Source organism: Actinomyces gaoshouyii (assembly GCF_002076915.1).
Classification (GTDB): Bacteria; Actinomycetota; Actinomycetes; order Actinomycetales; family Actinomycetaceae; genus Actinomyces; species Actinomyces gaoshouyii.
The window spans coordinates 2,053,371-2,070,762 of the sequence record NZ_CP020468.1; the positions used below are offsets into that span (position 1 = coordinate 2,053,371).

Sequence of the window (17,392 nt, forward strand, 5' to 3'; positions counted from 1 at the left end):
ACGTCGTGAGTTAGGCTAGCCTCATGCCGAAGATCATGGGTAGCTCCCTCGCCGAGCACCGCGAGCGCACGCGCAACGCGCTGTTCGAGTCCTTGTCCCTTCTCATGAGCCAGCGCTCCTTCGACAAGATCACGCTCTCCGACGTCGCCGCGCGCGCCGGCGTGGGCCGAACCGCCGTCTACAACCATTTCGCCGATAAGGAGGACCTGCTCCTGGCCTTCATGGAGCACGAGGTCGTCCGCTACTCCGAGGAACTGTCCATCGCGCTGGCAGGTATCGAGGACCCCATCGACCGCCTGCGCGTGTACATGCGCCAGCAGGCCCTCCTCAAGCGCCACTTCCACTTCCCGACCACCGGGCCGCTGGCCAGCTCGGTCTCGCGCAGCACGGCGGGACGGCTGCGCGCCCACGGCGGGCTCATCAGCCAGATGCTCGCCTCGATCCTCACCGACGCCATGGATGAGGGCCTCATCCCCCGGCAGGACCCGGCGATGCTCATCCCCCTGCTCAACGCCTGCGTCATGGGCGGGCGGCCCACCCCTCAGGACCCCGCAGCGCGGGCAGCCTACCTCGACGCCCTGGACACCTTCGTGCTGCGAGCCGTCGGCGCGCGACTCCCGGACCACGCGGTGCCCGCGATCCGCCGCACCCACGCCGCGGAAGACGTGTCGCCCCAGAGGACCCAGGAGGCGCCGCACGAGCGGGCCGCCGTCGGCTGAGCCGACGGAGCCGGCCCGAGGTGACCCGGACCCGGCCCGAGGCGACCCGCCTCGCGGCCTCGTTCCGGCGCCGCGCCGCTGGGCACCGCCCGTTCACCAGCGGCGCTTGGCGCCGTCGTTCGGCCCCGCCGTGCGCCCCTCGCGCCCCTGGTTGCGGCGCTGGAGCCTCTTCTCCTTCTCCTGGCCCTCCGTGGGCGTCGGGCCGGCCGAGCCGCTCTTGCCCGGAGTGGGCGCGCTCGGCCCGGAGGAGGTCGGCTCCGCGGTCGGCAAGGAGGATCCCGAGGCGCTCGGATTCGTTGACGGATCACTGCTGGGACTCTGGGACGCATCCGGGGAGGGGGACCCGGAGGCGCTCGGGGTCTGGGTGGGCGGGGCGGTCGGCGTCGGGGTCTGGGTGGGAGGCGTCGTCGGCTGGGACTGCGGGGACTGCACGGGAGGCACCTCGCAGTCGCCCGCGGCCTCCTTCGCGGCGTCGACCTGGGCCTGCGCCGCCGTCATGTCCCCCGACTCCTGGGCCTGCCCCGCCAGGGCCATATGCGCCACGAAGAGGTTGATGCGGGTCATGCACACGCCGGTGCGCTGCCGGATGACATTGCCCTCGGTGTCGTAGGCGATGTCGATGACCTCCTGGGGGGCGTCGGGCAGGGAGGACTCCAGGTCGGCGATCGAGCGGTCGTAGTCCCCCGCCAGGACCTCGGCGGTGCCCAGGTTGTAGCGCACCCGCCACTTGTGCAGCCATGGGTTGATCGTGCGCACCATGCGGTAGCGGTCCACCGCAGCGGAGTAGTCGCCCACGTACAGGGAGCGGTTCGCCAGAGTGGTGCCCGTGGACACCGCCGCGAACCACAGGCCCACGACGAGCAGCATCGAGGTCAGGCCGAGCCCGATCAGCAGGCGGCGGCGCCTCGGCATCGGCTTGCGCGCTCCCATCACCGACCCCCTGCCCGCACCAGGCGGCGCACCTCGATATCGGAGCGCACGAGCGCCGCCGCCTCCCAGGTCATGAGCGCGAAGGCCAGGAGCGCCAGGGGCCACGTGAGATAGCGGCTGGAGCGCTTGCCGTGATGCCCGTCGGACAGGATCTGCTCGACGTCGACGCTCGTGAAGGCGCTTGTCGGGTCATCGCCCTCGCCGTCGCGCTGGTAGTAGGGCAGGCCGAGGTCGGTCGCCACCGTCTGCAGCTCCTGGGCATCCGGAATGGAGACGGCGTCGGCGGTCTGCCCCTCCTCCTTGATGTAGGGCATCTGGTCGGCGGGGGTGGTGCCGCCGTCGTACTCGCGCATCCTCCCTCCCTGGGCGGTGCCGTAGCCCAGCACCGCGCCGCCGTCGACGAGGGGGGCGAGGTCCTTCCAGGCCACGCCCTGAGAGGCGGCGTCCTTGGCCCCGGCGCCGTCGTCGGTGGTCTCGCCGTCGGAGAGGATGTAGACGAGGCGGGCGTCCTGGGGGGCCACCTGCTCGGCCTCGGTGAGGGTGGCGTTCAGAAGCGGGAGCATGCGCGCGAGCGAGGAGCCCGTGGATCGGCTCGTCACCTCCTGCCGGAGTGTCTTGATCCACGAGTCGACGGCGTTGATGTCGGTGCTCAGCGGCATCTCCCTGGCCGCCGTGGAGTCCAGGGCGAGGATGGAGAAGCGGGCTTCGGGCAGGGCCTTGCGGATTGCCTCCAGGTCCGCGCGGACGCCGTCGAGCCGGGTCCCGGCGCCGCCGGCCCAGTCCTCAGCGGCCATGGAGCCCGTGCGATCGACGACGAGGTAGACCTCCACGGTGGAGGTGACCCGCTGATCGTACTGGTAGGTGCTGGGGCCGGCGAGCATGAGCACGAGTGTGACCACCAGCGCGGTCCGACGGGCGACGACGAGGCGCGCCGAGCGCGACAGCGGGCGGCGGGCGGGCAGCGGGCGATCAGCCTCTCCTCCCGGCGGGGTCGGACCCGCGTCCCGTCGGCCGTGGGGGACGGGGGCCGCCCGGGGGCGCGGCCGCACCGGACGCAAGCGCCACCAGTTCAGGACGACGGCGCCGATGCCGATGAGGGCGACAAGGATGGCGAGGGGCCATCCGAGCAGCGGATGGAATGTCATGCGCGCCTCCAGGCGGCGATGAGCAACAGGGAGCCTGCGGCCAGCACCAGCCAGATGGCGCCCGCCCTGGGGGTGTCCGTCAGCCGCACCTCATTGTCGGCGCTGTACTCCTGGACCTGGGTCTTCTCCAACTCCTCGACGATGCGCCCAGCCGTGCCGCTGTCCCCCACCTCGTAGAACTTGCCGCCGTTGTCCTGGGTGGCCGTCTCCAGCTCCTGACGGGCCGACTCGACCTGGGCGGCGAGATCGCCGTAGTCGAGCTCGTCGTCGAAGCCGTAGATGGAGAACAGGCGGATCTTCTTGCTCGTGGCGAGCTCGGCGGCCTCGGGCAGGGAGTAGAGCTGGACGTGCGAGTCGTCGAAGACGAGGTTGTCGGTGGCCAGGATGATGGAGCGGGGGCGCTCGTCGGCGCTGGCGGCGCCGGAGTTGTCGAAGGCCTGCGTGCAGGAGGCCAGGCCATCGCCGGCCAGCGAGGAGGCGTCGAGTTCCTCCGCCATCGTGCCGGAGAACATCCGCAAATAGCGGCTGCGCGCCAAGGACGGGCTGGTGAACACGGAGCCCAGGAGATCGGTGATCTTGCCCATCTCGGTCTTGAGGGTCTCGTAGTCGTCGGTGAGGGGCACCATCGTCTGCGCCGTCGTGTTCCAGGCGATCAGCGCCACCCGCTCCCCGTTGAAGGAGTCGATGAGCTCGGTGTAGGTCTCCAGCACCTGGGAGTCCAGGCCGAGCATGGAGCCGGAGACGTCCAAGCACAGCACGATGTCGCGGCTGGCCAGGGCATCGTTGCGCACGTCCTTGCTCACGGGGCGGCCGGCGAGCAGCGCCGAGGAGACCATGGCCGCGATGATGAGCGCGCCCAGGAGCGCGTGGAGTGCGCGGCGGCGGCGCAGGCGGCGCAGGACGGCGGGCGAGCGCAGGAGGGGCATCGCGTTGGCGACGCGGCGCGTCGGGACGAACGGGGCCCGCTCGCCCCTGCGGGCGGCGCGCAGCGCGGCGATGCCGATGATCAGCGCGGCGGCGGCGATGAGGAACCAGGGGAGCCAGGGCATCACCATCTCGAGACCACCTCCCTGGCGTGCTCGATGGCCTGGGCGGCGGCGGCGTCGGAGTCACGGTCGAAGGAAGGCTGCTCCCAGATCGCCAGGAGCTCCCCAACGTGCCCCAGGGGGTCGGTGTCCAGGGGCTGCGAGGCGGTCCTGGCGCGCTTGAGGCGGGTCTCGATGTCCTCGGACTCGGTGGACGCGGACATATCCATGATCTCCGTGACGGTCGCGGTCGTCAGGTCCTCACCGCTGCGCTCGGATCCGAAGCCCCGCAGAGCGGAGGCCAGCTCGAGGTGCAGGACGCGCAGGTCGATCTGCCCGGCGTCGTACTCCTTCGCGGCGCGCTCGACGAGCCTCATCCAGCGGCGGCGCTCCCCGGGGGCCATGGGAATATCGCTGATGAAGCCGTCCCGGACCCGGTGGCTCAGGAACGACCAGAGCAGTCCGGCGACGGCGAGCAGGAGGATGACGACAGCGGTGACCGCCATCCAGGTGGGCATGAGCTGCGGGGGGCTGAGCTCCACGGTCATCGCCTCCTTCGGGCGGTGGCGAGGCGCTGGCGACCGAGCACCTCGGCGATGGAGTCCACGAGTCCCTCGTCGGAGGCGACGACGGCATGCTCAATGCGCCGCGAGTCCAGCAGCGCGGTGACGCTGGCCCGCCGGGCGGCGTCGATCCGGGCGAGCTGGGCGCCCAGGGCCGTGTCGTAGCGCAGGAACACCGGCAGGTCCTCCGCCATCTCCACATCGCGGACCGCGCCGGGATCACCGGTGATGGGGGCGTCGTCGGCGATCTGGATGACGACGAGCTCGTGCTGCGCCGACAGCCTGCGGAGCTGATCGTGGGCGGCGGCGTCCGGATGGGAGGTGTCGGTCAGGAGCACCACGAGGCTGCGACGGCTGTGAAGGCTGATGACCTTGCCGAGCAGGCCGGGAAGATCGGAGGCGGGCGCACCGGGGACCAGCTCGCCGATGGCGGCGCCGCTGTCCCGCCGGGACGAGACCTGCCCGACCCGCACTTGAGCGCTCGCCGGGGCGCCCCGCGGGGACTCTGTGAGGGCGGAGTACTGCCGGGCGATGAGCCACAGGATCATCTCGGCGTGCTCGGCGCCCGACCGGGGCGGACGGGAGAGCATCCGGGAGGCGTCCCCGGCCACGAGTGCCACGGAGTCGCCGCGCAGGCGGGCCAGGTAGGCCATGACCTCGGCGGCGGCGAGGGCGAGCTCGCGCTTGTCCTCACCGCTGGGGGCCTGGGCGGCCATGGTCCGGCCGGTGTCGATGGCCAGGACGAGGGGCAGGTTGGACTCGCGCTGGTAGCGCTTGATGACGGGCTGGCCGAGGCGCGCGGAGGCCTTCCAGTCGATATCGCCCACGTCGTCGCCGGGGCGGTAGACGGACAGATCGTCGAAATCCTGCCCGTGTCCCAGGAGCACCGACCTGTGCCGCCCGTCGAGCAGCCCGGTGGCGCGGCGCAGGGCGGGCAGGGCCAGGCGCCCCCGCACGCGGGCCAGGCGCGACCCGCGCTGCGTTGGCTCGGCCGGCAGCTCGATGGCGCCCGCCGTGGAATGACGGCTCACGGTGTGGGGACCGCCGCGAAGACCGCGTCGATGATGGCCTCGGGGGCGATGCCGTCGGCGAGGGCGTCGTAGGTCAGCACCAGGCGGTGGCGCATGACGGCGTGGCGCAGCAGGCCGACGTCGTCGGGGGTGACGTAGGTGCGACCGACCTGCAGCGCGAGGGCCTGGGAGACTCGCATGAGGGCGATCGAGCCTCGCGGCGAGCCGCCGACGCGCACATGGCGCTCCAGGCCGGGCACGGGGCGCGGGCCGCCGCCGCGGGAGGTGTTGATGATGGCGACGATGTACTGCTTGATGACCGGGTCCACGTAGACGCGCTCGACGGCGCCCTGGAGCCATTCGACGTCATCGGTGCTGATGGGCTGGACGCGCAGGGGCTCCTCGAAGGCGCCCGAGGAGATTTTGTCCAGGACGTCGACCTCCTCCATGGGCTTGGGGTAGCTCAGCACCTCCTTCATGAGGAAGCGGTCCATCTGCGCCTCGGGCAGGACGTAGGTGCCCTCCTCCTCAATGGGGTTCTGGGTGGCGAGCACCATGAAGGGGCGCGGCAACGGGTAGACGACGCCGCCGATGGAGGTCTGGCGCTCCTGCATGGCCTCGAGCATGGCGGACTGAGTCTTGGCACTGGAGCGGTTGATCTCGTCGAGCAGGACGATATTGGCATGCACCGGGCCGAGCTGAGTGGTCATCTCCCCGGTGGCGTAGTGGAGGACCTGGGTACCGACGATGTCATTGGGCATGAGGTCCGGGGTGCACTGGATGCGGGTGAAGGAGCCGGAGACGGCTGAGGCGAGTGTCTGGGCGGCAGTTGTCTTGGCCAGGCCCGGGACCGATTCCAAGAGGATGTGGCCACCGGCGATGAGCGTGGTTATGAGCGCCAGGCGCAGCTGCTCCTGGCCCACCAGGCGCTGCTCGAAGACCTGGTGGATGCGTTTGATGAGGGCGTCGGCGCGCTCCACGTCCTCCTCGGGTTGGCGGGAGCGGGAGGAACGGGCGGCCTCGGCGCGCAGGGTCTCGCGCGTGGGCAGGAGGCCGGTCGGCGCGGGGTAGGCGTGCTCGCGGGGGACAGTGAGGACGGTTCCCGACTGCGGGGCCTCTCCCGGGGCGGGGCTGGCAGCGCGCCGCGCGCCGGGGGCGATCGACGGCGGGACGGCGGGCACCGCGCCCCTGAGGGGCCCAACCGCGGTCGGTTCGGCGGGCTGCCGGTGCGGCGCGGGGTCGGTGCTCATACGTCTCCTCATGAGGTGCGGTCGGCGCTCTGCCGCACGCAGGCTATAACGGAGCCCTGCTGAAGCGATACCTCCGGCGATGGGTATCCTCACCCACATTCCCGCTCCGTCCGGGCGATTCTCCGCCCTGCTCGCGAGACCGAGACCGGTCGAAATCATGATCGAGACCGGTTCGAGAACCGGTCTCGATCATGATTTCGACCGGTCTCGCAGATAAAGAGGGATTATGAGGCTGTGGGGCCGGCAGATCGGCGTCCGAAGCCTCGACCCCCGCCAGCGCCGTCCTGCCGGCAATCGGCCATGCTCCGAGCCGCGGAGACGCGCCCCACCCACGAAGCGCTTCACGGTCGGGCTCACGCCGCGCCTCACTCGCTCAAGGTCACGTCGCTGCCGGCGAGGCATATCGCCAGGCCGTTGTCGGTGACCCTGACCTGGCTGATCCGCAAGCCCCGGGGAAGCTGATCGGGCGTGATCTCCACACCGCCGATCGGGATGCCCAGCAGCGCGAGAATCCTGCCGCCCTCGGAATCGGGGCCGTCAATGGGCACCTCGACCCCGTCGGCCTTCGCCGAGCTGACGGTGATGCTCAGGCCGCCGTCGTCCGTGACCCGCGGCTCGAACACGAACTCGACGGCGGAACCGTAGCCGACGCCGGAGGCGCGGGCACTGCCGGGATCCGTGTCCGTGCCCGGACGCACCACGTCCACCGTCACGTAGTTGGGATTGATATCAGCGGTGGTCACCAGGTCGCTGGCCCCCCGCCAGTCGATGAGCCCCGTGGCGCGCGCGCTGCTCGCGCGATGCGGCCCGGAGGTACTCACACCGGTCAGCTCCACGTGGACGTCACCGATACTCAGGGTGCTGGCCGTGTCCGCCCTCACGGGCAGGTCGAGTCGGGAGGCGTCGATGCCGATCGAGTCGACGCGGCCGTGGAGGAGTTGGAGGATGAGGTCGTCACTCGTAGTGATGGAGGCGTTCTCGTCGAGGCCGGGGAGCGCCTGGCGGATGGCGGAGGCCACGCGCCCGGAGAGATAGGAGTCCAGGGCCGGGCGCACCACGAAATTGCCCACGACGAGCAGAGCAACGGCGCAGACGGCGGTGATGACCAGAGCCCGCCGACGGCGCGGGGCGGGGCTGGGAGCGGACGGGGCGGAGGAGGGAGTCAGGGAGGACGCGAGCGAGGAGGTCTCAGACACGGTCGGCTCCCGCCCCCTTCGCGGCGGCGCCCACCTTGGTCGGGGCGGTGATCACGGGCGCGGCGGCCGCCCGGTTGGCGGCCAGCTCGTCATCGAGCATGGGCAGATCCTCGGCGGTGACCATGAGCGTGAAAACGGCGTGCTCGACGAGCGCCGTGCGGCGGTTGGAGGCGGCGCCCTCGGCGCGGCCCCTGCACAGCCCCCGCACGCCGACGCGGTCGAGCTTGCCGCAGACGTCGTCGAGCTTGCGGTTGAACTTGGTGATCGGCCAGCCCAGGCGCGCGGCGGCGGCCTGCGAGGAGGGGATCTCCGCGGCGCCGGTGCCAGCGCGGCGCAGCACCGGCTCGGACAGGGCGAGGATGAGCAGGAGCTGGGACCGGGTCATCGGGGTGACGCCGATCGTCGTCCGACCGGTGGACTGCCTGACGCCGTCGATCCCGGCGAAGTGATCCTCTCCGGCGCCTATGAGGTCGATCTCATAGGCGGTGGAACCGGCTGAGAAAGTGAGGATGACCCGCGGAAAGACCAGGGGCATGCGCGCGCCCGGGGCGAGGCGGGACTGGACGAGCCCATCGCCGTCGGTGAGAGTGGCCGACAGGCGCGAGCCCTCGTTGGCGATCCACCACAGGCCGTTCTCACGGGCGAGCACGATGAAGCGACGGTGCAGGTAGGGGTTGTCGTCGATGTCGAGATCCCCGCCGCGGCCGATGACGAAGGTCTCGTTCGGGGCGATCCTGTGCACCTCGCCGGAGAAGTCGAGCACGAGCTCCTCGGGGCGGTCAGGATCGACGGAGGGCGGCGATTCCGTCCACGTTGCGTCGCTGGTCATGAGGAGAATCCTTTGTTTACGGCTGGTAGTGCTGGGATGGGCGGATCGAGGGCGGCGAAGGCTGCGACGGGACCCATGGGTCGGGGTTGACGAGGATACAAGGCGGCGTGGCCCGCGCCCGGCCCTCGGGGGCGCGACCCTCATCATCCGGGGCCATCCAACGCACCTCCCCCTGACCGCTCGGGAGCCGTGACGACGCCGACCATCGACGGGCGCTCCACGAGATCGACGACCATCGCCGTGGCGTTGTCATGCCCGCCGTTCTCCAACGCGGCGGCGACGAGGGCCTCGGCGGTGCGCTGCGGGGTGAGGCCGGCGCCCAGGATGAGGGCGAGCTCGTCGTCGTCGAGCTCATCGCTCAAACCATCGGAGCACACGAGGAAGCGCTCGCCCCCCGTGGCGGGCAAGAGGCGCGCGCTCGGGGTGAAGGGGCCCGCCAGTCCCCCGCCCAGGGCGCGGGTGACAATGTTCTTGCGGAAGTCGTCGCGGGCCTCGGCCCGACTGAGCTCACCGGACTCGATGAGCTCCTGGACCTTGGAGTGATCGGTGGTGACCTGGTGGAGCTCGCCATCGCGCAGGAGGTAGACGCGCGCGTCACCCAGGTTGAAGACCAGCCAGGCGGGGACGCCGTCGAGGTGGAGCAGGGCGATGCCGGCGATAGTCGCGCCGGGCCGGTGCGAACCGGAGGAGGGCAGCGCGTCGACCTCCTCCCCGGCCTCCTCGATCGCCTCGATGACCTGGGCGGCGTCGCTGATGACGCTCCCGGCCAGGGCGGAGATCCTCTCCAGGGCGGTGCGGGCGGCCAGGCGCCCGGAGGAGTGCCCTCCCATGCCGTCGACGACGACGTACACGGGCTCCAGGGCCAGGTAGCCATCCTCATTGGCGGTGCGCATGCGACCGACATCGGTGGCGGCACCGACGATGGGGGCCTGGGACGCGGACGCGTCGGCGACCGGCTCAGTGGTCTCGCTCATTGGTTGGTCCCGCCCTCCTTGTTGCCGCATTGGGGGTGACCATACCGTTCCTTCCGCCTCCCTATGGTCATCAGGGCTCCCTCAGGTAGGCTCGCAGCCGCTAGTGCCCCCCGGCACTCCGGGATCCTCGCCTCCTCCCCCCGGCGCATCCCGGCCCCCCGATCGCCGCTGAAGGACCGTCATGTCTCAAGCTCAGGACGAGCTCATCGCACGCGCTCAGGACCCCACGACCCCCTGGGCGGAGCTGCACGAGCTCGCTCAGAACTACCCGGGACTGCGCCCGTACGTCGCGCGCAATCCGAATACCTACCCGGACCTGCTGAGCTGGTTGGGATCCCTGGGGGACGCCGCCGTCGACGCCGCGCTGGCGTCCCGCCCCGATGCGATCAGCCCCATCAGCCCGATCGATCCCGCCGCCATGAGCGGCCCCAGCACGAGAACCATGCCCGGCGCGATCTCGGTCCCGCCCGCGACCCAGGGCGCGTCGGTGCAGCCGATGGACCCCGCATGGGCCGCGCAGCAGGCCGGTCCCCAGGCGTTCCAGCCCGCCTACCAGCCGGGCGCCTACGCGGCGGGCCAGCAGCCCTACGCGCAGGGCTACGACCAGCAGCCGCTCCTTCCCGGAGTCGGCGAGCCCGTGCCTCCGAAGAAGGAGAGCCATCAGCGCTCCAACCTGTTCCTGTGGTTCCTGGCCCTGGTGGTCCTGTCCCTCGTCGGGGGGATCGTCTTCTGGGTCCTCGCCGAGGACGACGACGCCACCAAGGCCAGCCGGGCGAGCACGGACCAGACGAGCCAGGCCTCCTCCCCCGCCCAGGGCGGCGAGGCGCCGGCCCCCTCGGCCAGCGCCTCGCCCAGCGCCTCGGCGAGCCCGACGGGCAAGAAGGCCTTCCCGGCGCCGTCGGACGCCGCCGAGCTCGGGGCCTTCACAGCGCCGTCGGGCAATATCTCCTGCACGCTGACCGACTCGGGCGCAACCTGCATCATCAAGGAGCACTCCTTCTCCCGGGACGGTTGCACATCCTCTCCCTACGAGGCCACCGTCGGCGACGGCGAGGCCACCGGCAAGTGCGCGACCTCCTTCTCCAGCGGGGGCGTCACGCTCAACTACGGCGCCTCGGCGAAGCACGGCGACTACGCCTGCACCTCCTCGCAGTCCGGGATCTCCTGCTGGAGCCAGGTGACCGGCAAGGGCTTCACGCTCTCGCGCGAGAGTGTCCAGAGCACCTCGAAGAACTGAGCCCGCGCGGCGCCGCCGGGGCTCGCGAGGCGCGCCCGCGTCTACCATCCACGCATGCCGTCCTACCGTCGAATCCTGCGCGAGCCCGGCGCCCTGCGCTTCTCCAGCGCCGCGCTCATCGCCCGGTTCCCCATGTCGATGCTGGGGGTCTCCCTCATCCTCACCGTCCAGGCGGTTTACGGCTCCTACTCGGCGGCCGGCGCGGTCAGCGCGGCCTTCGTCGTCGCCTCGGCGATCGGCTCGCCGGTCCTGGCGCGCCAGGTCGACGCCCGGGGCCAGGGCGCCGTCATGCGCCCGGCGCTGGCGGTCTCCGCGAGCGCGCTGGCGGCGCTCATCGCCTGCCTGTCGATGCGCGCCCCACTGCCCGTGGTCCTCGCCCTGGCGGCGGTGGCGGGCGCCTTCACCGGGTCGATGGGCTCACTGGCCCGCTCGAGGTGGACTGTCGTGCTGTCAACCCCGCAGGACCTCCACGCGGCCTTCTCCCTCGAGGCGGCACTCGATGAGGTCGCCTTCGTCATCGGCCCGCCGCTGGCCACTGCCCTGAGCACCGCACCGGCACTGCCCACCGCCTCGGGCGTCATCGTCTGCACCCTGCTGCAGACCGGTGGTGGGGCCTGGTTGCTGTCCCAGAGGGCCACGGAGCCCCCGGCGCATCCCCGCCCCCGGCGCGGGCCGGGCAAGGACCGCGAGAGCGGCGCAGCCCCATCGAGCGCGGGCGCCTCCCGGGCCCCGGTGTTGCGGCACGGGGCGGTCCTCGCGGTGATCGCCGTGTTCATGCTCACAGGCGGGCTGTTCGGGGCGAATGACGTCGCCGCCGTCGCCGTCGCCGAGGAACTCGGGCACCCCTCCGCGGCGGGCCTCGTGCTCGCCGCCTGGTCGGTGGGCTCTCTCAGCGCGGCGCTCGTCTTCGGGGCGCGCACCTGGGGGTGGCCGCTGTGGAAGCAGCTCCTGGCCGGCGTCACCGGGCTGGCCGTCGGATGCTCGGCCCTGCCGATGATGCCGGGCCTGGTGTCGATCGCCGTCGTCATGGCGCTCACCGGAATGGCGATCGCCCCCACGGTGACGATCGGCAACAACATCGTTCAGGTGACGGTGGCCCCCTCGCGACTCACCGAGGGCCTGGCCTGGATCGGCACCGCGCTCAACATGGGGGTCTCCCTGGGCTCGCTCGTGGCGGGCTACGCGATCGACCGCACCGGCTCCCATGGCGGGTATCTCCTCGTGGCGGGCTTCGCCTGGATGGGAGTCCTCGCTACCATCGTCGCCCTGCCGACGCTGCGATCAGCCAAGGTGAGAACCGATTTGGAGAAGCCCGCATGACATCAGCCCCTGACAGCGCCCCGACACGGCGAACCGCGCACGAGCGCGCGCTGGAGACCGCCCTCGGCTCACCCGCCCTCCTCATCCTGGGCTGCGCGGGCCTACTGCTCACCCCCGTCCACCAGCTGTGGGACAACCTGGTGCCCTCCTTCAAGCTCGACGCGTGGATCTACTACCACGCCGTGGCGCAGTGGCATGCCGGAGGCTCCCTCTACGACTGGTACGCGAACCCCGGGCAGAGGGCATGGCCCTTCACCTACCCGCCCTTCGCGGCCTGGGTCTTCACGCCCCTGCTGCTCATCACTGATCGTTCCGCGCAGATCCTGCTCACAGCGCTCACGCCCTGGGCGGCGGCTGTCACCGGCTGGGCGAGCCTGCGCTGCCTGGGAGCGCGCGGGAGGGCGGCCCTCACCGGCGGGGTGTGGCTCGCGCTGGCAGGCTGCCTGGTGGCCGAACCACTGGACAAAACCATGGAGTACGGGCAGATCAACGCGATCCTCATGATGCTCGTCGCGCTCGATCTGCTCGTGATGCCCGCCGGCTCGCGCTGGCGAGGGGTGGGCAGCGCCGTGGCCGCGGCCATCAAGCTCACCCCCGCGATCGCGATCCTCGTCTTCCTCGTGCGCCGCGAGTGGCGGGCGGCGACGACGATGGTCGCCACTGCCGCCGGGCTGACTGCGGCGGCGTGGGTGGCCTCGCCCCGGGAGTCGGCGCGCTTCTTCGGCCAGGCGATGCTCGACCCCTCGCGAGCGGGGCTCCCCGACTACTCGGGCAATCAGAGCCTGCGCGGGCTCGTGGCCCGGACCCTGCCGGAGGGGATGTGGGGCCCGGCGTGGGCGGGGCTCGCGCTCCTGGTGGTGATCGGCGCCGTGCTCCTGACCAGGATCCTGGGACGGGGCGCCTCCGCCTCGGACGGCCTGATCCTGCTGCTCCAGGCCGACGTGGCGATGACCTGCGGGCTGCTCATCTCCCCCATCAGCTGGTCGCACCACTGGGTGTGGTGCCTGCCGCTGCTCATGGGACTCGGCGTCGCCTCCTGGCGCTGGTGCTCGCCCGCCCTCATGACGGTGGCGGCGTCCGGCGGGCTCGTCTTCGCCCTGGCCATGCAGTGGTGGTTCCCCGAGCAGAACCATGCGGAGCAGGACTGGCCGTGGTGGGCGGGACCGCTGGGGTCCTCCTACACGCTGTGGGCGCTCGCCGCTGGGGCTGCGCTGTGGGTCTGCGCCCCGACCGGCGCCGGGACCGACCGGCATCGCCTATACGCGGCCTGACGACGTCGCCGTCGTCCCGCTCGCGACTCTCGGTGCGTGAGCGCGCGCCGGGGTGGCGGCACCCGTAAAATCAGCGGGTGCCGCTCTTCGATATCGCCCGTGCCGTGGAGGACCAGTTCCACCACGACGTCATCCCCGTGCTCAAGCGCCGCGGCTGGCGCCCACGCGTGGTCGCCTACGACGGTTACGGGACCAGCGCCGGCGAACCCGACGGCGCCGATATGGCGCGCGTGCTGGCTCGGATGGTGCTGCGGCCCGTGGACGCCCCGACCGAGGGGCCGTTGTTCCGCTCCCTGCCGGAGCGGCGCCCGGTCTCGGCGGCGGAGGTGATCGACAACGCCCGCATCTCTCTGGCGGACGCGCAGCGGGGCTGGCGCCTGTTCATCGACGCGCCGGTGCCCTTCCTCCCGGTGACGATCACGGTGGGCCGCACCCGGATCCGCACACGGGCGGATCGTGAGGGGTACATCGACGTCGTCGTGCGCGGGCACGGGCTGAGCCCGGGATGGCATGACGCGGTGATCGACGCCGCCGGCGCGGGACGATCCAGCGCGCGCGTGCTCGTGGTGGGCCCGGAGCCGACCCTGGGGATCATCTCCGACATCGATGACACGGCGATGATCTCCCACGTGCCGCGCGTCCTCGTGGCGGCGTGGAACCAGTTGGTCAAGTACTCCTCGGCGCGCGAGCCGGTGCCCGGGATGGCTCGGCTGTACCGGCGCGTTCAACGGGCCCATGAGGGGGCGCCGGTATTCTACGTGTCCACGGGCGCGTGGAATGTCATGCCGACGCTGCGCGCCTTCTTCGCCCGCCACGGCTTCCCCGAGGGGCCCGCGCTCATGACCGACTGGGGACCGACGAACACCGGATGGTTCCGCAGTGGCATCGAGCACAAGCGCACCGAGCTGCGCCGACTCATGATCGATCTTCCCCAGGTGCGCTGGCTGCTCGTGGGCGACGACGGCCAGCACGACCCCCTCATCTACGGCGAGGTGGCCCGTGAGCACGCGGATCGCGTGGCCGCGGTGGCGATTCGCCGACTGAGCACCACCGAGCAGGTGCTCGCCGGGGGCATCGCCGCTCGTCCCATGGGCATCGGGTCAGCGGCCCGCATGCTCGCGGAGGCGGATGTCCCGGTGGTCACGGGAACCAATGGCTTTGAACTGGCCTCCCGACTGCCCACTGCGATCGGTGGCGAAGGACGCTGAAGAGCGAGGACGACCGGCCTGGTGCACCCAAAGTGATGACCAACGTCACGCTGGGACCGAGGATTGAGGTCCCAGCGCCGGGCCTGCGATCCGCCCCCGAGAGGAAGCTCGGCCGCGCCTCGCCCAGGAGTCGTCGGACGGCTAGGCTGGGCATCGCGGTCCCGGCACGACGGGCCCGCCGCACGCATCTAGGAGGCACGCATGAGCAAGCTCCCCTTCGTCCTCGGCCTCGGCGCCGGGTACGTCCTGGGCACACGGGCGGGCCGCGCCCAGTACGAGCGCATCAAGGCGACCGCCCGGGGCGTCGCCGAGCAGCCCTTCGTCCGCACGAGGGTCGACGCCGCCCAGACGCGGGTCGCCCAGGCCGTGCGCCAGCAGGGCGAGGCCGTCACCGACAAGGTCGCTGACGCCGTCAAGGAGCGCCTCTTCGGCGCCCCCGCCTCCCCGGCCCCGGCGAGGGGCTCGGAGCCGGCCGCGGTTGCCGTCGAGGACGCCACGATCCGCCCCATCGAGTAGCGCCGCGCGGCACCCCCTTCTCGGCCCGGCTCCGGTGAGAGCCCCGGCCCTTAGAGGTCCTCGGGGGCGAGGGGCTTGCGGCCGCGCCGTCCTCGGGAGGACCCGCCGTCGCCCGCGCTCGCCCGCCGGGCGCCATCGCCCCTGACGCGCAGGCCCATGAGCCCGCGGCGCCATCCGATCGCGGAGCCGCTCGGGAGCGTCCACTTCGGAGGCCTCTCCCCCCGGGCGCGCCGCCGCATCTCGCGGTCCCCCACCACGGGCAACTGCCAGGAGCGCCAGTAGGCGAGCAGGCACATGCCCGCCCCCACGAGCGTGGCCGCGAGAATGCCCCAGCTCTCGTGGAAGCCGACGCGCACCATCACCACATCGGTCAGCGCCGCCAGGAGCGCCGGGATCGCGTAGAGCTTGTTGCCGCCGAAGACCGCCGGCGTCTCCCCCACCGACACGTCGCGGATCATGGAGCCGCCCACCGCCGTCAGGCAGCCCAGGAGCAGCGCCGGCATGACGCCCAGTCCGTTCGCCAGGGCCTTGGTAGCGCCCGTGGCCGCCCACACCCCCAGGACGACGGCGTCGGCCACCACGAGGAAGCGGCGGGCCGGGCGGGAGGTGAAGGGGACAAGCCAGGCGATCATCGCACCGGCGCAGGCGGCGTAGAGGTAGTAGGGGTCCGTCAGGGCGAAGGGCGGGCCGTTCTGGATCATGACGTCGCGCAGGATGCCGCCGGCGGTCGCCGTGAGGATCGCCAGGACCACGAAGCCCACGAGGTCGAAGTTCTTGCGGCGGGCAATGAGCGCCCCCAGGATCCCATTGAGCAGCACGCCGGACAGGTCGATGGCGCGGAAGGTGACGGGCAGGGCGCCGAGGGCCGTGATCTGCGCGGGATGAAGCGCGATGGGGAGGCAGACCGCTGACAGCACGGCCACACGATAGAGGATGCGCGGCGGCGCAGGCCCGCACGCGGCGAGGACTCACCGGGCAGGCGGCGAGGTCGAGCCGCGCCCGCCCGCTCCGCCCCGCGTCCAGCAGTGCCGCCCACCGCCTCAGGCTCACCGAAATCACCACTGGCGGGCGCAACCGGCCCGGGGGAAGATCGGGCACGTGCCATCACACCCCTCCCCGCCCTCCCGGTCCTCGCCGTCGGCGCCGCGGCGCTCGGCCGCGGGCTCGCGCTACGCCCCGCCCCAAGACCTGTCCAAGTACGCGTGGCTGTCCATCGGGGCGGCCCTGGCCACTATCGCCCTGAAATCGTGGGCGGCATGGGTGACCGGCTCGGCCGGGCTCCTCTCGGACGCGGCGGAGTCGCTCATCAACCTGGTGGCGGCGGTGATGGCCCTGTGGGTCCTCAAGGTCTCGATCCGCCCAGCGGACGAGGACCACCAGTTCGGCCATTCCAAGGCGGAGTACTTCTCCGCGGTGGTCGAGGGCGTCATGATCTTCGTCGCGGCGGCCCTCATCATCGTCACGGCGACCGAGCGGATCATCCACCCGGTCATGCCCGAGAAGCTGGGACTGGGCCTGGCGGTCTCCGTGATCGCCTCGCTCATCAACGGCGGGGTCGCCTGGATCATGTACCGGACGGGGCGCGCCAAACACTCGGCCACGCTCATCGCCGACGCCAAGCACCTGTCCACCGATGTCATCACCTCCGCGGCCGTGCTCATCGGCGTGGGGGTCGTGGCGCTCACCGGCTTGCCAGTGCTCGACGCCCTCGTGGCCCTGGGGGCGGGCCTCAGCATCATGTGGACGGGCTTCACGCTCATCAACGAGTCGGTGGGCGGGCTCATGGACGCCGCCCCTGCCGCCGAGGCGATCGCCCGGGTGGAGGAGGTGCTGGGCGCCCGCCGTGAGCCCGGCCGCATCGACTTCCACGCCATGCGCATCCGCGAGGCGGGCAACCGCCGCTTCATGGATCTCCACGTGCTCGTGCCCGACACCTGGACGGTCAAACAGGGGCACGACTACACCGAGGACCTCATCGACGACCTCGTCCGCTCCGATCCGGGCCTGCGGGTCTCCGCCCACCTCGAGCCGATCGGCGATCCGAAGAGCTACGAGGACCTCGACGATATCTGACCTCCCCGGACGCGCGGCCCCGAGGGCCCGGCAGGGGCGCCGATGCGGGCGGGATGGGGTGCGACCGGCCGGGCCCGGCCCTGCCCCGCCGTCGAGCCCCGTTACAGGACACCGCCCTGCGTGACA

At 71.8% G+C, this 17,392-nt stretch carries 17 protein-coding genes; 7 read left to right on the forward strand and 10 right to left on the reverse strand.

Going from position 1 to position 17,392, the window contains the following annotated elements:
- Positions 1–23 precede the first annotated feature (23 nt).
- Complete coding sequence (locus B6G06_RS08560) at positions 24–719, forward strand: TetR/AcrR family transcriptional regulator (RefSeq protein WP_080462161.1); 696 nt, start codon at positions 24–26, stop codon at positions 717–719.
- 93 nt (positions 720–812) lie between these two features.
- On the opposite strand, the gene B6G06_RS08565 is transcribed toward B6G06_RS08560, so the two are convergent.
- The 9 genes from B6G06_RS08565 to B6G06_RS08605 all read right to left on the reverse strand — a co-directional run bounded on the left by B6G06_RS08565 (position 813) and on the right by B6G06_RS08605 (position 9,641).
- The gene (locus B6G06_RS08565; protein WP_125898907.1) at positions 813–1,631 is read right to left on the reverse strand and encodes a tetratricopeptide repeat protein; all 819 of its coding nucleotides are present in this window, start codon (positions 1,629–1,631) and stop codon (positions 813–815) included.
- A 17-nt stretch (positions 1,632–1,648) separates the two neighbouring features.
- Entirely contained in the window at positions 1,649–2,794 is a 1,146-nt protein-coding gene (locus tag B6G06_RS08570; protein ID WP_080462163.1) for a VWA domain-containing protein, read from the reverse strand.
- Positions 2,791–3,849, reverse strand: a complete 1,059-nt coding sequence (locus tag B6G06_RS08575) for a vWA domain-containing protein (RefSeq protein WP_080462164.1) — start codon at positions 3,847–3,849, stop codon at positions 2,791–2,793. The genes B6G06_RS08570 and B6G06_RS08575 overlap by 4 nt, the downstream gene beginning before the upstream one ends.
- The gene (locus tag B6G06_RS08580) at positions 3,843–4,367 is read right to left on the reverse strand and encodes an alpha-amylase (RefSeq protein WP_188640668.1); all 525 of its coding nucleotides are present in this window, start codon (positions 4,365–4,367) and stop codon (positions 3,843–3,845) included. Before B6G06_RS08580 ends, B6G06_RS08575 begins: the two co-directional genes overlap by 7 nt.
- The gene (locus tag B6G06_RS08585; RefSeq protein ID WP_080462165.1) at positions 4,364–5,413 is read right to left on the reverse strand and encodes a DUF58 domain-containing protein; all 1,050 of its coding nucleotides are present in this window, start codon (positions 5,411–5,413) and stop codon (positions 4,364–4,366) included. Before B6G06_RS08585 ends, B6G06_RS08580 begins: the two co-directional genes overlap by 4 nt.
- Complete coding sequence (locus B6G06_RS08590) at positions 5,410–6,642, reverse strand: AAA family ATPase (RefSeq protein ID WP_081171885.1); 1,233 nt, start codon at positions 6,640–6,642, stop codon at positions 5,410–5,412. Before B6G06_RS08590 ends, B6G06_RS08585 begins: the two co-directional genes overlap by 4 nt.
- Before the next feature lie 365 nt (positions 6,643–7,007).
- Positions 7,008–7,838 carry an LmeA family phospholipid-binding protein gene (locus tag B6G06_RS08595; RefSeq protein WP_080462167.1) on the reverse strand — a complete coding sequence of 277 codons (831 nt, stop codon included), beginning with the start codon at positions 7,836–7,838 and terminating at the stop codon, positions 7,008–7,010.
- Positions 7,831–8,667: an FHA domain-containing protein gene (locus B6G06_RS08600; protein ID WP_081171886.1), complete on the reverse strand. Its 837-nt coding sequence runs from the start codon at positions 8,665–8,667 to the stop codon at positions 7,831–7,833. The genes B6G06_RS08595 and B6G06_RS08600 overlap by 8 nt, the downstream gene beginning before the upstream one ends.
- Before the next feature lie 143 nt (positions 8,668–8,810).
- The gene (locus tag B6G06_RS08605) at positions 8,811–9,641 is read right to left on the reverse strand and encodes a PP2C family protein-serine/threonine phosphatase (protein WP_081171887.1); all 831 of its coding nucleotides are present in this window, start codon (positions 9,639–9,641) and stop codon (positions 8,811–8,813) included.
- Positions 9,642–9,822: 181 nt separating this feature from the next.
- Between B6G06_RS08605 and B6G06_RS08610 the strand changes: the two genes are divergently transcribed.
- From B6G06_RS08610 to B6G06_RS08630, 5 genes are all read left to right on the forward strand, one after another.
- Positions 9,823–10,878, forward strand: coding sequence for a variant leucine-rich repeat-containing protein (locus B6G06_RS08610; protein ID WP_080462170.1), 1,056 nt, complete (start codon positions 9,823–9,825; stop codon positions 10,876–10,878).
- A 54-nt stretch (positions 10,879–10,932) separates the two neighbouring features.
- Entirely contained in the window at positions 10,933–12,198 is a 1,266-nt protein-coding gene (locus B6G06_RS08615; RefSeq protein WP_080462171.1) for an MFS transporter, read from the forward strand.
- A complete protein-coding gene (locus B6G06_RS08620; RefSeq protein ID WP_081171888.1) occupies positions 12,195–13,469 on the forward strand; it encodes a glycosyltransferase 87 family protein in 1,275 nt (424 codons plus the stop codon). Before B6G06_RS08615 ends, B6G06_RS08620 begins: the two co-directional genes overlap by 4 nt.
- Positions 13,470–13,546: 77 nt before the next feature.
- Entirely contained in the window at positions 13,547–14,677 is a 1,131-nt protein-coding gene (locus B6G06_RS08625; protein ID WP_080462173.1) for an App1 family protein, read from the forward strand.
- 201 nt (positions 14,678–14,878) lie between these two features.
- A complete protein-coding gene (locus tag B6G06_RS08630) occupies positions 14,879–15,193 on the forward strand; it encodes a protoporphyrinogen oxidase (RefSeq protein WP_080462174.1) in 315 nt (104 codons plus the stop codon).
- Between the two features lie 50 nt (positions 15,194–15,243).
- On the opposite strand, the gene B6G06_RS08635 is transcribed toward B6G06_RS08630, so the two are convergent.
- Entirely contained in the window at positions 15,244–16,110 is an 867-nt protein-coding gene (locus B6G06_RS08635) for a trimeric intracellular cation channel family protein (protein WP_373284809.1), read from the reverse strand.
- Between the two features lie 271 nt (positions 16,111–16,381).
- Between B6G06_RS08635 and B6G06_RS08640 the strand changes: the two genes are divergently transcribed.
- A complete protein-coding gene (locus B6G06_RS08640; RefSeq protein WP_240494132.1) occupies positions 16,382–17,266 on the forward strand; it encodes a cation diffusion facilitator family transporter in 885 nt (294 codons plus the stop codon).
- Positions 17,267–17,392: the final 126 nt, after the last annotated feature.